Annotated in this window: 12 protein-coding genes and 1 pseudogene; 6 read left to right on the top strand and 7 right to left on the bottom strand. The window is 65.4% G+C overall.

The window, feature by feature from the left end:
- Positions 1 to 56 precede the first annotated feature (56 nt).
- The 5 genes from A3CW_RS0109185 to A3CW_RS0109165 all read right to left on the bottom strand — a co-directional run bounded on the left by A3CW_RS0109185 (position 57) and on the right by A3CW_RS0109165 (position 6,643).
- A complete protein-coding gene (locus tag A3CW_RS0109185; RefSeq protein WP_028203293.1) occupies positions 57 to 1,274 on the bottom strand; it encodes an ABC transporter substrate-binding protein in 1,218 nt (405 codons plus the stop codon).
- 109 nt (positions 1,275 to 1,383) lie between these two features.
- The gene (locus tag A3CW_RS0109180; RefSeq protein WP_028203292.1) at positions 1,384 to 2,154 is read right to left on the bottom strand and encodes an ABC transporter ATP-binding protein; all 771 of its coding nucleotides are present in this window, start codon (positions 2,152 to 2,154) and stop codon (positions 1,384 to 1,386) included.
- Positions 2,151 to 2,930 carry an ABC transporter ATP-binding protein gene (locus tag A3CW_RS0109175; protein WP_028203291.1) on the bottom strand — a complete coding sequence of 260 codons (780 nt, stop codon included), beginning with the start codon at positions 2,928 to 2,930 and terminating at the stop codon, positions 2,151 to 2,153. The genes A3CW_RS0109180 and A3CW_RS0109175 overlap by 4 nt, the downstream gene beginning before the upstream one ends.
- 370 nt (positions 2,931 to 3,300) lie before the next feature.
- Positions 3,301 to 5,004, bottom strand: coding sequence for a GMC family oxidoreductase (locus A3CW_RS0109170; RefSeq protein ID WP_035512635.1), 1,704 nt, complete (start codon positions 5,002 to 5,004; stop codon positions 3,301 to 3,303).
- Positions 5,005 to 5,119: 115 nt separating this feature from the next.
- Positions 5,120 to 6,643, bottom strand: a complete 1,524-nt coding sequence (locus A3CW_RS0109165; protein WP_028203289.1) for a CoA-acylating methylmalonate-semialdehyde dehydrogenase — start codon at positions 6,641 to 6,643, stop codon at positions 5,120 to 5,122.
- A gap of 112 nt (positions 6,644 to 6,755) precedes the next feature.
- Here A3CW_RS0109165 and A3CW_RS0109160 point away from each other — a divergent pair, with 112 nt between their 5' ends.
- Positions 6,756 to 7,643, top strand: coding sequence for a LysR family transcriptional regulator (locus A3CW_RS0109160; RefSeq protein ID WP_028203288.1), 888 nt, complete (start codon positions 6,756 to 6,758; stop codon positions 7,641 to 7,643).
- 206 nt (positions 7,644 to 7,849) lie between these two features.
- Entirely contained in the window at positions 7,850 to 8,374 is a 525-nt protein-coding gene (locus A3CW_RS0109155) for a class IV adenylate cyclase (RefSeq protein WP_028203287.1), read from the top strand.
- Between the two features lie 52 nt (positions 8,375 to 8,426).
- Here A3CW_RS0109155 and A3CW_RS0109150 read toward each other — a convergent pair whose 3' ends face one another.
- Positions 8,427 to 8,918: an Lrp/AsnC family transcriptional regulator gene (locus A3CW_RS0109150; protein ID WP_028203286.1), complete on the bottom strand. Its 492-nt coding sequence runs from the start codon at positions 8,916 to 8,918 to the stop codon at positions 8,427 to 8,429.
- A gap of 141 nt (positions 8,919 to 9,059) precedes the next feature.
- Between A3CW_RS0109150 and phhA the strand changes: the two genes are divergently transcribed.
- On the top strand, positions 9,060 to 9,953 hold the full coding sequence (phhA, locus tag A3CW_RS0109145; RefSeq protein ID WP_028203285.1) for a phenylalanine 4-monooxygenase: 894 nt from the start codon (positions 9,060 to 9,062) through the stop codon (positions 9,951 to 9,953).
- Positions 9,954 to 10,078: 125 nt separating this feature from the next.
- A pseudogene (locus tag A3CW_RS0109140) lies at positions 10,079 to 10,393 on the top strand (4a-hydroxytetrahydrobiopterin dehydratase); the annotation flags it as partial.
- A gap of 103 nt (positions 10,394 to 10,496) precedes the next feature.
- On the opposite strand, the gene A3CW_RS0109135 reads toward A3CW_RS0109140, so the two are convergent.
- Positions 10,497 to 10,727 (bottom strand): DUF3717 domain-containing protein, encoded by a 231-nt coding sequence (locus A3CW_RS0109135; RefSeq protein WP_028203283.1) that lies wholly within the window; start codon positions 10,725 to 10,727, stop codon positions 10,497 to 10,499.
- A 106-nt stretch (positions 10,728 to 10,833) separates the two neighbouring features.
- Between A3CW_RS0109135 and A3CW_RS0109130 the strand changes: the two genes are divergently transcribed.
- Both A3CW_RS0109130 and A3CW_RS0109125 read left to right on the top strand, forming a co-directional pair.
- Positions 10,834 to 11,520 (top strand): response regulator transcription factor, encoded by a 687-nt coding sequence (locus A3CW_RS0109130; RefSeq protein ID WP_027815974.1) that lies wholly within the window; start codon positions 10,834 to 10,836, stop codon positions 11,518 to 11,520.
- A gap of 185 nt (positions 11,521 to 11,705) precedes the next feature.
- Positions 11,706 to 13,274: a sensor histidine kinase gene (locus tag A3CW_RS0109125; protein ID WP_028203282.1), complete on the top strand. Its 1,569-nt coding sequence runs from the start codon at positions 11,706 to 11,708 to the stop codon at positions 13,272 to 13,274.
- Positions 13,275 to 13,305: the final 31 nt, after the last annotated feature.

The following is a 13,305-nucleotide window of genomic DNA, read 5'->3' as shown; positions in this document are numbered from 1 at the left end:
CACCCACCTCGGGGCGCCGGGCGCGGCGTACGACTGCAGCATTTACGCGCTCGCGCTTACTTCCACAGCGCGCACTTGCTCTCCTGCTTCGTCGTATAGGCCTGCTCGCCCGGGATCGTCTGCAGCACCTTGTAGTAGTCCCACGGCCGCTTCGACTCGGACGGCTTCTTCACCTCGACGAGATACATGTCGTGGATCAGCACGCCGTCCTGGCGGATGTAGCCGCCCTTGGTATAGAAGTCGTTGACCTTGGTCTTCTTGAGCTGCTCCATGACCTTGTCGGAATCCGTCGTACCGGCCGCCTGCACCGCCTTCAGATACGTCGTCACCGCCGAATAGTCGGCCGCCTGCAGTTCGGACGGCATCTTCTTCGTCTGGTCGTAGTAGCGCTGCGCCCACTTGCGCGTGTCGTCGTTCTGGTCCCAGTACCAGCCGGTCGTGAGCACGAGGCCCTGCGTGGTGTCGAGCCCGAGGCTGTGCACGTCGGGCAGGAACATCAGCAGCGCCGCGGTCTTCATCGTCTTGTTGATGCCGAATTCCTTCGCGGCCTTGATCGCGTTGACCGTGTCGCCGCCCGCGTTCGCGAGGCCGAGGATCTGCGCCTTCGAGGCTTGCGCCTGCAGCAGGAACGACGAGAAGTCCGACGCCGAAAGCGGATGGCGCACTTCGCCGAGCACCTGGCCGCCGTTCGCCTTCACGACGTCCGCGGTGTTCTTCTCGAGCGACTTGCCGAACGCGTAGTCTGCGGTCAGGAAGAACCAGCTCTTGCCGCCCTGCTTGAGCACCGCGAGGCCCGTGCCCTTCGCGAGCGCGACCGTGTCGTAGCCGTAGTGGACCGTGTACGGCGTGCACTGCTCGTTCGTCAGTGCGTCCGTGCCCGCGCCCGTGTTGAAGTACACCTTCTTCTTCTCTAGCGCGACCTGGTTCATCGCCAGCGCCGTTGCCGAGTTCGTGCCGCCGAGCAGCATGGTGAGCCCGTCACGGTCGAACCATTCGCGCGCCTTCGAAGCGGCGATGTCGGCCTTGTTCTGGTGATCGGCGTACTCGATCTGGATCGGCTTGCCGAGCACCTTGCCGCCGAAGTCCGCGACCGCCATCTTGATCGCCGTGAGGCCGCCCTGGCCGTCGTCGTCTGCGTAAAGGCCGGACATGTCGGTGATGAAGCCGATCTTCACCGCGTCGTCGGCGGCCTGCGCGCTCCCCGCGCTGAACGCCATCGCAGCTGCCGAGGCGGCAAAGAGGCCCGCGAGCCGCGCGAACGTGGTTTTCTTCATTGCAGTCTCCTTCCTTGGTTGCGTAATTATTCAGGAACACTCCATGAACACTGGAGGCAAAGCGATTCGCGCGGCACGTTTGCGTCGCGCGGCAAACCAGAACCGAAAATTAAACGCCCAGCAGGTCGTGCAGCACCGGCATCTTTCCCTCAAGCTCGGCAGTGCCGAAGTGCTCGACGATGCGCCCGTGCTCCATCACGTAAAAGCGGTCCGCGAGCGGCGCCGCAAAACGGAAGTTCTGCTCGACCATCACGATCGTGTAACCACGCGACTTAAGTGTGAGGATCATGCGCGCGAGCGTTTGCACGATCACCGGCGCGAGACCTTCGGATATCTCGTCGAGCAGCAGCAGGTTCGCGCCCGTGCGCAGGATGCGCGCCACGGCCAGCATCTGCTGCTCGCCGCCGGAAAGCCGCGTGCCCTGGCTGTTGCGCCGTTCGGCGAGATTGGGAAACATCGCGTAGATCTCGTCGAGCGACATGCCCTCCGCTAACTTTCCCCCTTTCGCGCCGATATGCGGCGGCAAGAGCAGATTTTCTTCGCACGAGAGGCTCGCGAAAATGCCGCGCTCCTCGGGGCAATACCCCACGCCGCAGTGCGCGATGCGATAGGTGGGCATCTGGATAGTCTCGCGCCCGCCAATCCGGATCGAGCCCGTGCGCCGCCCAGTGAGCCCCATGATGGCGCGCAGCGTCGTCGTGCGCCCCGCGCCGTTGCGCCCGAGCAGCGTCACGACCTCGCCGCGCCCGACGGAGAGATCCACGCCGTGCAGAATGTGCGACTCGCCGTACCACGCCTGCAGCCCCGCAATCTCCAGCGCCTTCGCGCTCTCGGTCGCACCCGCAGCGGCGGCCGTCTCGCGTTCGGTGACCGTATTCATGCGTGCGCCCCCGTCAGCGCCGCGTCCGCACTGCCCATATAGGCCTCGGCGACGAGCGGATTCTTCGAGACCTCCGCGTAGCTGCCTTCGGCGAGCACCTCGCCGCGCTGAAGCACCGTGATGGTGTCGGAGATGCCGGCAATCACGTTCATGTTGTGCTCGACCATGAGGATCGTGCGCCCGCTCGATACCTTCTTGATGAGCGCCGTCACGCGGTCCACGTCTTCGTGGCCCATGCCCTGAGTCGGTTCGTCGAGCAGCATCAGTTCGGGCTCCATCGCGAGCGTCGTGGCGATTTCCAGCGCGCGCTTGCGGCCATAGGCCAGCTCGACCGTGGGCACGTCGGCGAAATCGGTGAGGCCCACCTGCGTGAGCAGATCCATCGCACGGTCGTTGAGCTCCGCGAGCGTGCGTTCGCTCTTCCAGAAGTGGTAGGCGGTGCCCAGCGAGCGCTGCAGCCCCACGCGCACGTTCTGAAGCGCCGTGAGGTGCGGAAACACGGCCGAAATCTGGAACGAGCGGATGATGCCGCGCCGTGCGATCTGCGCGGGCCGCTCATGGGTGATGTCGATGCCGTTGAAGACGATGCGCCCAGCGCTGGGCACGAGGAATTTGGTGAGGAGGTTGAAGCAGGTGGTCTTGCCTGCGCCGTTCGGTCCGATCAGTGCATGGATCGAGCCGCGGCACACGCGCAGGTTCACGCCGTTCACGGCCGTGAAGCCCTTGAACTGTTTCGTGAGGTCGCGTGTCTCCAGAATCGTGTCGCCGAGAATCATGTCCCCTTCCGAGCGTGGTAAGGCGTAACACTGCAGACCGTCCGTGACTCGTGGTGCACGGTGAGGTCCGGCGCGGACGTGGCGGCGCGCCTCCCGATGCGCGCAACGCGCGCCTGCCGACTTTCGCGTCATTGTCTCGCCAATGATGCAGCGCAATCATTGGGATTTGCACTTAAGGGAGCGTCACAACGACAGCGAACATTACAACCGATAGTTGACGACAGTACGATGAAAGATGTGCGCACGTTAGACGCACGATCACCGCAAACCCATATCTGACGGACGTACAGAAACACGCGCGCGGAGGCGCTTCCGCGTGCGTCCCATATAATCGTCGAATCGACGCTACCTTGCGCGTCGCTCCATGCCCTCAGGCGGTCGTCAGCGTTGCACCGGCGGCGGCCTCCGTTTGCGCACGCGCCCCTTCGCGGCGATCGGCGCGCAGCATCGCGGCCGCGCGCTCCGCGATCATCAGCGTCGGCGAATTCGTGTTTCCCGAGGTAATGGTCGGCATGACCGAGGCGTCCACCACACGCAGGCCCTCCACGCCGCGCACCCGCAGGCGCGCGTCGACCACGGCGTCGGGGTCGTCGGCGCGGCCCATGCGGCACGTGCCGACCGGATGAAAGATCGTCGTGCCGACGTTGCCGGCCGCCTCGCGCAGCTGCTCCTCGGTCTGAAACGCGAGCCCCGGCAGGATCTCGTGCGGCTGGTAGCGCGCGAGCGCGCCAGAAGCCGCGATGCGCCGCGTGAGCCGTATCGAATTGGCCGCAACGCGCAGGTCGTGATCGGTCGAAAGATAATTGGGTGCGATCGCGGGCGCCTGCGACGGGTCAGCCGAAACGGCGTGGATACTGCCGCGCGACGTGGGCCGCAGGTTGCACACCGAGGCGGTGAACGCGTTGAAGCGATGCAGCGGCTCGCCGAAGCGGTCGAGCGAAAGCGGCTGCACGTGATACTGGAGGTCGGGCCGCGTGAGCGCGGGGTCACCCGGGTCCGACTTCGCGAACGCGCCCAGCTGCGAGGGCGCCATCGACATCGGCCCGCTCTGGAACAACGCGTACTGCATGCCGATCATCAGCTTGCCCCACCAGTGCGCGGAGGCCGTATTGAGCGTACGCACGCCGTTCACGCGAAACGCCATCCGTAATTGCAGATGGTCCTGGAGGTTCTCGCCCACGCCGCGCAGATCCTGCACGACGCCAATGCCGAGTTGCGCGAGCCGCTCGGCATCGCCGATGCCCGAAAGCTCGAGCAATTGCGGCGAATTCACGGCGCCCGCGCTCAGGATGACTTCACACCGCGCCCGCGCGACGTAATCGACGTCGCCGCGATACTCCACGCCCACACAGCGCTTGCCTTCGAAGATCACGCGCTGCGTGAGCGCGCCGGTGACGACCGTGAGGTTGGGCCGCTTCATCGCCGCGCGCAGGAACGCCTTCGACGCGTTCCAGCGCACGCCGCGCTTCTGGTTCACCTCGAAATAGCCCACGCCGCTGTTGTCGCCGCGATTGAAGTCGTCGGTGGCGGCAATGCCCTGCTCTTGCGCGGCGTGCGCGAACGATTCGAGAATCTGCCAGCGCAGGCGCTGCTTCTCCACGCGCCATTGGCCGCCCGCGCCGTGAAACTCGCTCGCGCCGCCGTGATGGTCTTCGCTACGGCGGAACACGGGCAGCACGCTGTCCCACGACCAGCCGGAATCGCCGGTCTCGCGCGCCCAGTTGTCGTAGTCCTCGCGCTGGCCGCGCATGTAGATCATGCCGTTGATCGACGACGAGCCGCCCAGCACGCGCCCGCGCGGGTAGGAGAGCGAGCGGCCGTTGAGGCCTTTTTCGGCGGCGGTCTTGTAGAGCCAGTCCGTGCGCGGATTGCCGATGCAGTACAGGTAGCCCACGGGAATGTGGATCCAGTGATAGTCGTCCGCGCCGCCCGCCTCGAGGAGCAGCACGGAGACGTCCGCGTCTTCGGTCAGGCGATTGGCGAGCACGCAACCCGCGGTGCCCGCGCCAACGATCACATAGTCGAATTCGCCTTCGAGGCGGCGCGCGGCCTGAGCTTCACTCGGTGCAGGCATGATGTGTCTCCAGCAATGACTGCTCTCTTCATGTTGTATTTTTTGAACTGCGCTTACTGCGCCGGGCGGCATCGAACGCTTCGGATTCCTTTCGAACCGCCCGGCTCCCGAGCGCCTACTTCGCCACCGGCATGGTGAACTCCGCGCCCTTGGCGATACTGTCGGGCCAGCGTTGCATGATGCTCTTGTAGCGCGTGTAGAAGCGCACGCCTTCCTCGCCGTAGGCATGATGATCGCCGAACAGCGAGCGCTTCCAGCCGCCGAACGAGTGCCACGCCATCGGCACCGGAATCGGCACGTTGATGCCCACCATCCCCACCTTGATCTGGCGCGAGAAGGCGCGCGCGACGCCGCCGTCCGAGGTGTAGCACGACACGCCGTTGGCGAATTCGTGCGCGTTGATCAACTCGACGGCGCTCGCGAAATCGGGCACGCGCACGACCGACAGCACCGGACCGAAGATCTCTTCCTTGTAGATCGTCATGTCGGTCTTCACGTCGTCGAACAGCGTGCCGCCGAGGAAGAAGCCGTCCTCATGACCGTCCACCTTGTGGCCGCGCCCATCCACGACAAGCTTCGCGCCCGCCGCCACGCCCGCCTCGATATAGCCCTGCACTTTCGCGCGATGCACGCCCGTGACGAGCGGCCCCATTTCCGAGGCGCCGTCCATGCCGCTGCCGATCTGCAGCGACTTCACGCGCGGCGTGAGGCGCTCGACGAGTTCGTCGGCGATATGGCCCACGGCCACCGCCACCGAGATCGCCATGCAGCGCTCGCCGGCCGAGCCGTAGGCCGCGCCGATCAGCGCATCGACGGCCTGGTCGAGGTCCGCGTCGGGCATCACGACGAGGTGATTCTTGGCGCCGCCCAGCGCCTGCACACGCTTGCCGTGCTTCGTGCCTTCCGTGTAGATGTACTCGGCAATCGGCGTCGAGCCGACGAACGACAGCGCGGTGACGTCGGGATGCGCCAGCAGCGCGTCCACGGCCACCTTGTCGCCGTGCACGACGTTGAATACGCCGTCGGGCAGCCCCGCTTCCTTGAGCAGTTCGGCAAGCCGCACCGAAGCGGAAGGATCGCGCTCCGAAGGCTTCAGCACGAACGTGTTGCCGCAGGCGAGCGCGATCGGGAACATCCAGCACGGCACCATCATGGGGAAGTTGAACGGCGTGATGCCCGCCACGACACCTAGCGGCTGGCGCAGATTCCAGTTGTCGATGCCGCCGCCGATCTGGTCGGTGAAATCGGTCTTCAGCAGATTGGGAATGCCGCACGCGAACTCGACCACCTCGATGCCGCGCATCACCTCGCCCTTCGCGTCGGAGAACACCTTGCCGTGTTCGCGCGTAATGAGTTCGGCGAGTTCGTCGTGATGCTGGTCGAGCAGATCCTTGAACTTGAAGAGAATGCGCGCGCGCTTGATGGGCGCCATCTCCGCCCACGCGGGAAACGCGGCCTGCGCGGCGGCAACGGCGGCGTCGACCTCCGCCACGCTGGCGAGCGGCACGCGCGCGCTCACTTTGCCGAACGCCGGATTGAAGACGTCGCCATGACGCTCGCTCGTTCCAGCCAGCGGCTTGCCGTTGACGAAGTGGGTCAGCATGCGTACGCCGGCTTCGTTCTGATGTGTCTCGCCCATGGGTGTGCCTCTTTTGTCGTGAAGCCTCGATCTAATTAGCGTAATCGCGAGGCCTGGGCGCGATCCAATGATTAATGCTCAACAGCGATATAAGGCGGTTTAATATCAGGATATGGACCTGACCTTGCTCCGAGCGTTTGTCACGGTCGCGCGCGAGGGGAACCTCACGCGCGCGGCCACCCATTTGCATCTCACGCAGCCGGCGGTGAGCCTGCAGATCAAGCATTTGCAGGAGGCGCTGGGCGTCACGCTCTTCACGCGCACTTCGCACGGTCTCGCGCTCACGCGCGACGGCCAGGCGCTGCTGCCGCACGCCGAACGCGCGCTCGCCGCCGCCGGCGACGTGCTGCGCGCCGCTGCTGCACTGCGACACGAGGTCCGCGGGCGCTTGCGCATCGGGACCATTCTCGATCCGGCGTTCCTGCGCCTCGGCGGCTTTCTGCGCCAGCTCGTCGAAACCTGGCCGCAGATCGAAACGGCGCTGCGCCACGGCATGTCGGGCTGGGTGCTCGACCAGGTGCGCTCGCGCGAGCTCGACGTGGGCTACTACATTGGCCAGCCGACACCCGACCCCGATACGTTCCACGCCATCACGCTCACGCGCTTCCAGTACCGCGTGCTCGCGCCCGCGGGCTGGAAAGACCGCGTGAAGGATGCGCGCGACTGGCGCGCACTCGCCGCGCTGCCGTGGATCTGGACACCGCCCGCCTCCGCGCACAATCGCCTGCTCACCACGCTGTTCGAGGCCGCGCATGCCAAGCCCGTGAAGGTAGCCGAGGTCGACCAGGAGCCGTCGATGCTCGATCTCGTGAAGTCGGGCGTGGGCCTCACGCTCGCACGCGATTCCACGGCCCTCGCCGAAGCGCACGCGCACGGGCTCACCATCGTCGAAGGCGTGACGGTGCCCACGGAACTCACCTTCATCACGCTCGCCGCGCGGCGCGACGAGCCCACCATCGCGGCAGCGCTCAAGTCGATCGAAACGCAGTGGGCGATATGAGCCGCGCTCATAAAGACGCGCATGCGCCGTTCATGTCTGACGTTAGCGCCGGCCTGCTCGCGTAACAGCGCTGTCACACAAGTTTTGATAGATTGGGAATTCGCTCCGCGTTTTCGGCACGCCCACCGGTGTGCTCACCCTGCGCGGCGCGTTTCCAGCCTCTCCCATCGTTCCCCCTTGTTCTCTTCGTTCGACAGGAGCCTTGCATGGCCCGCAACATCGAAATCAAAGCCCGCGCCCGTCAATTCGACGTCCTGCGCGATCGCGCTTCCCAGCTCGCCACCGACGCTCCGCTGATCTTTCGCCAGCAGGACTTCTTCTACGACGTACCGCGCGGCCGCCTGAAGCTGCGCCAGTTCGACGACGGCACGCCGCCCGAGCTGATCTTCTATCAGCGCGACGACCGCGACGGCCCGAAGGCCTCGTACTACACGCGCAGCCCCGTCACCAATGCCGAGGCCATGCACTCGCTGCTCGCCACGGCGCTCACCACGCGCGGCATCGTCTCGAAGGAGCGCCACGTGTATCTGGCGGGCCGCACGCGCATCCATCTGGACCGCGTGGATGGCCTGGGCGACTTCGTCGAGCTGGAAGTGGTGCTCGGCCCCGAGGACGACGAGCAAGGCGGCGAAGCCGAAGCGCACGCGGTGTTCGCGAAGCTCGGCGTGGACGAAAGCGATCTCGTCGCGGTGGCTTACGTGGATCTGCTCAATACGGCCAGCGCGGCCTGACATCGGTAAAACGGCCAGGCGGGCCCTTGCGGCCCGCCCTGGCCCCCTCAGCTCACGCCGCCGGCGCGCCCGGCTCCAGATGCCCGAGCGGCAGCGGCCCGTTGCGCTTGAACGTGGTGAGCACGATGTTCGAGCGCACGCTGTCCACGCCGGGCACGCGCATGAGCTTCTTCATGACGAAGGTCGAGAGCGCGTTCAGATCGGGCGCGACGATGCGCAGCAAATAATCGGCGTCTCCCACCACGGCATGGCATTCGAGCACTTCGGGCAGCACGTCGATCTGCTGCTGGAACTGCTCGATGATCGAATCCCCATGATGCTTGAGCTTCAGGCTCGTGAACGCGGTCACGCCCAGCCCGAGTTTTTCGGGCCGCAGCACCACGCGATAGCCGTCGATCACCCCTGACGCCTCGAGGCGCTGCAGCCGCCTGCCGATCTGCGAAGGCGAGAGCGGCACCTGCTCGCCAAGCTGCTGATGCGTGGCGCGGCCAAAGCGCTGCAAGACGTCGAGCAGCGCCAGATCGAAATGGTCGAGTTCAAGCATGAATAAATTCCGCATTAATTGACGATGTTACGCTCGATTATTGCATATGCTAGCCGCATCCCATGGAGTACGCGCACATGCCGCGCGCCAACCGCTCTAGACTTGCATGACAGCAAGCCTTTTTAGTGGAGCGTTACGAACATGGCCGCCGCCACCGCGAAACTGCAGGAGCAGTTCGACGCGGGTCTCACCACCCGTCCCGATTTCACGATCGACCAGCCGCTCGCACGCTACGGCGCGGCCGATCACGCCGTCTGGGACCAGCTCTACCGGCGCCAGCGCGCCCTGCTCGAAGGCCGCGCCTGCGATGCCTTCATGGAGGGTGCGTTGCGCATCGGCCTGAATGTTTCCCACGTTCCGTCCTTCGCGCAGGTGAGCGAGCGCCTGATGGCCGCAACCGGCTGGCGCATCGTGGCCGTGCCGGGCCTCGTGCCCGAGCGCATTTTCTTCGAGCACCTTGCGAACCGGCGCTTTCCGGTCACCTGGTGGATGCGCCGTCCCGATCAGCTCGACTATCTGGAGGAACCCGACTGTTTTCACGACCTGTTCGGCCATGTCCCGCTGCTCACCGACCCCACTTTCGCCGATGCGATTCACGCCTATGGCCGCGCCGCGCTCGCCGTCGAGGAACGCGCGTTGCCGTTGCTCGCGCGGCTCTACTGGTACACGGTGGAGTTCGGCTTGATGCGCGATGCGAGCGCGCCCAACGGCGTGAAAATCTACGGCGCCGGCATCGTCTCGAGCAAGGGCGAGACGCTATACAGCGTGGAGAGCGGGGCGCCCAACCGGCTCGCGTTCGACCTCGACCGCGTGCTGCGCACGCGCTATCGCATCGACACGTTCCAGAAGACCTACTTCGTGATCGACTCGTTCGCCCAGCTTTTCGACGCGCTGGGCGCGGGCATTGCTTCGCGCCTGACCGATCCGGCGGCGCTCATCGCGGCGCAGCCTCACGCGGCAGGCGACGTGCTGCACAGCGACACGATCATCACGCGCGGCACGCGCGAGGGCTGGCTCGACGACGGCGACGTCTGAACGACACGCGGGCTTTGCGCCGCAGCAAGCGCGCGTTCCTTGATTCGAGCGCTCGCACGCGTGCCCTATACGTGAAAAAATGGCTGATCGGCTAATGGCGCACGCCAGGCCTCAAGCTCAATACAGGTGCAACGATGATCAACCGACTCACATCCGAAGAGCGCGCATCGCAACTCGCCGACCTGCGCGGCTGGCAGGCCGTCGCCGGCCGCGATGCGATCCAGCGCCATTTCCGCTTCGCCGACTTCAACGAAGCCTTCGGCTTCATGACGCGCGTCGCCATCAAGGCGCAGGAAATGAACCATCACCCCGAGTGGTTCAACGTGTACAACCGCGTGGAGATCACGCTTTCCACTCACGAAGCCGACGGCCTCACCTCGCGCGACATCGAACTCGCGCGCTTCATCGATTCGATCGCGCCAGGACCGCTCAGCGCATAAGCAGCGGTACTAAGCATGGGTACGCTGTGCGCACGGCGAGCGCACACAACGAGCGCACAGCGCGCCATGAAAGCATAATGCAGGGTGCTGGGCCTTCAAACCTTCAGCTTTGAAGGCTATTCTTGATGGATACGTAAGACTCCCAGGCAGCGCGGGCAATCGGGTCTAAACGTTCCGGTGATATGGCGTTCTGACGCTGTACAATCAGCAGCGCATAAGGCTTGGAGAGCGCACTCGCCTCCTGGCACAACGCGAGTTCATCGCCAATCGAAGGCGAGCGGTTGCGCCAGAAGTTGATCGCGGCTTCGAGTTCGGTGATTGAAATATCGGACATGTGGATCGTGATCGCGCAACCGTCGGGCTGTGCCTCGTGGCCAGCAAGCGACGCTTTGCGAACTGCGTGCCTGAACGCTAAAACCTATTGTACTTGAGCGAATCCCATGCGACTCCTTCTGATCGAAGACGACCGCCCTATCGCACGCGGTATCCAGTCCAGCCTCGAACAAGCCGGCTTCACGGTCGACATGGTCCACGACGGCATTTTCGCCGAACAGGCCCTCACGCAGAATCGCCATGAGCTCGTGATCCTCGATCTCGGGCTGCCGGGCATCGACGGCATGACGCTGCTTTCGCGCTTTCGCCAAAGCAACCGGCATACGCCCGTCATCGTGCTTACCGCGCGCGACGAACTGAACGACCGCGTCCAGGGCCTGAATTCCGGCGCCGATGACTACATGCTCAAGCCGTTCGAACCGGCCGAGCTCGAAGCGCGCATTCGCGCCGTGATGCGCCGCAGCGGCCCGCACGGCGACGTGCCGCGCCCCGAAGTGTCGCTCGGCGGCGTGCGCCTGTCGGGCGTCGATCGCCGCATCTTCAACGACGACAAGCCGCTCGAACTCTCGCCGCGCGAGTTCGCCGTGCTCGAAATGCTGCTGCTGCGTCACGGCCGCGTGGTGAGCAAGGCGCAACTGCAGGACCACCTCACGCACTTCGGCGGCGACCTCGGCGACACCGCGATCGAAGTCTACGTGCACCGCGTACGCAAAAAGCTCGAGAACTGCCGTGTCGAGATCGTCACGGTGCGCGGCTTCGGCTATCTGCTGCAGGAAATCCGCCAGGCGGCCTGATCCGCCTCGTTTTCCGAGCCAGCTAGCGGCGGCGGAGCACTCCGCCGCCGTTTGTGCTTGATGGCACCGGCTTCTGGCGCCTCACCGGCACTTGAGCCGCCACGCCCGCGGCCCGCGTACAATGGATCGGTCCCGTGCAGCGCGCGCCGCCGCACCCACGATTCATCATTCGCACCGAAGCCATCATGTCCTCACCTGCCGCAACGAGCCTGCGGCGCACGCTGCTACGGCGCCTAGCCGCCCCGCTTTCGCTGCTCGCGCTGATGAGCGGCCTGATCGCCTATTGGCTCGCCTGGCAGTACACGCAGCACGTGGTCGACCGCTCGCTCGCCGACCTCGCCACGGCCATTTCCCGGCAGATCCAGATCGCCGGCGACGATGCCGCCAATACCGTCCCGCCACTCGCGCAGGCGATGTTTTCCGACCCCGTCGAGCACCTCGTCTATCGGATCAGCAACGGCGAAACGGAAATCGCGGGCGACCGCGACCTGCCGCTGCAGGGCACCAACGTGCGCCGCATGCATTACGCGTACGTGTTCGAAACGATCTATCAGGGCGTGACCGTGCGCGTCGCCCAGGTGCGCGTGCCGCAGACGCATGGCAATCCGATCGTCGTGGAAGTCGGTCAGCCGGTGCATCATCGCTTTCGCATCGCTGCCGAATTTCTCGTCGCGATCATGATGCCGTTGCTGCTCCTGCTGCTCGCCGGCTGGGTCATCGTGTGGCGCGTGGTCAACCAGCAGCTCAACCCGCTCACCGCGCTCGCCGACTCGCTCAACCGCCAGACGCACACGTCGCTCGAACCCGTGGACGAGACCTACGTGCCGGTCGAGATCCGTCCGCTCACGGGCGCGCTGAACGCACTGCTCGGCCGCCTGAAGACCGCGCTCGACGCGCAGCGCAAGTTCATCGCCGACGCCGCCCACCAGCTGCGTACGCCGCTCACCGCGGTGAAGCTGCACGCCGAGCAGGCCGTGAACGCGCGCGAGCCGCAAAAGGTCAACGACGCGGTGCGCGAGCTGCGTGCGGCCGCCGATCGCGCGGTGCGTCTGTCGAATCAGTTGCTCTCGCTCGCGCGTGCGGAGCCGGGTGAACAGGCCGCGCGCTTCGTCGATATCGACATGGCCGCGCTCGCCTTCGAGACAGGCGCCGAGTGGGTGCCGCGGGCGCTGGCGAGCCGCGTCGATCTCGGCTTCCAGCGCCTCGACGATCCCGAAAACGACACGCCGTTGATGGTGCGCGGCAACCCCGTGCTGCTGCACGAGGTCATCGCGAATCTGCTCGACAACGCGCTCAAATATTTGCCCCCCGCGCGTTTCGAAGGCGCGCGCATCACCGTAACCGTTTCGCAGTCCTCCGTGGAGGGCCTGCCGATGGCCGAGATCGTCGTGGAAGACAACGGCAGCGGCGTGCCCGCTTCGCAGCAGGCGGATCTCTTCAAACGCTTCTTCCGCGGCGACGGTCAGAGCGAAAGCGGTGTGGATAGCGGCGCGGGCCTGGGCCTCGCGATCGTCCACGACATCATGACGCTGCATCGGGGCAGCGTGCATTACGAAGATGCGCCGGAAGGCGGCGCGCGCTTCATCGTGCGCGTGCCGCTCGCGCGTCGCAGCGCGCCTGGCGGCAAGGACGCCAGCGACAGGAAAGACAGCAAGGAGGCCGCCGCCTCCGAGACCGCGCATCTGCGTACGGTCGAGGCCGACGAGCCGCCGCGTGAGAAGAAACCGACCCACCAGGCAAGCATCGATCTCTGACGTTGCAAGTGCCAGAGAAACGACAAGGGCC

Origin of the sequence: Paraburkholderia nodosa DSM 21604, from assembly GCF_000519185.1 — a bacterium.
In the GTDB taxonomy this organism is placed as follows: domain Bacteria; phylum Pseudomonadota; class Gammaproteobacteria; order Burkholderiales; family Burkholderiaceae; genus Paraburkholderia; species Paraburkholderia nodosa.
The sequence above is the reverse complement of the archived record's forward strand: the minus strand, read 5'-3'. Positions and strand labels throughout refer to the sequence as shown.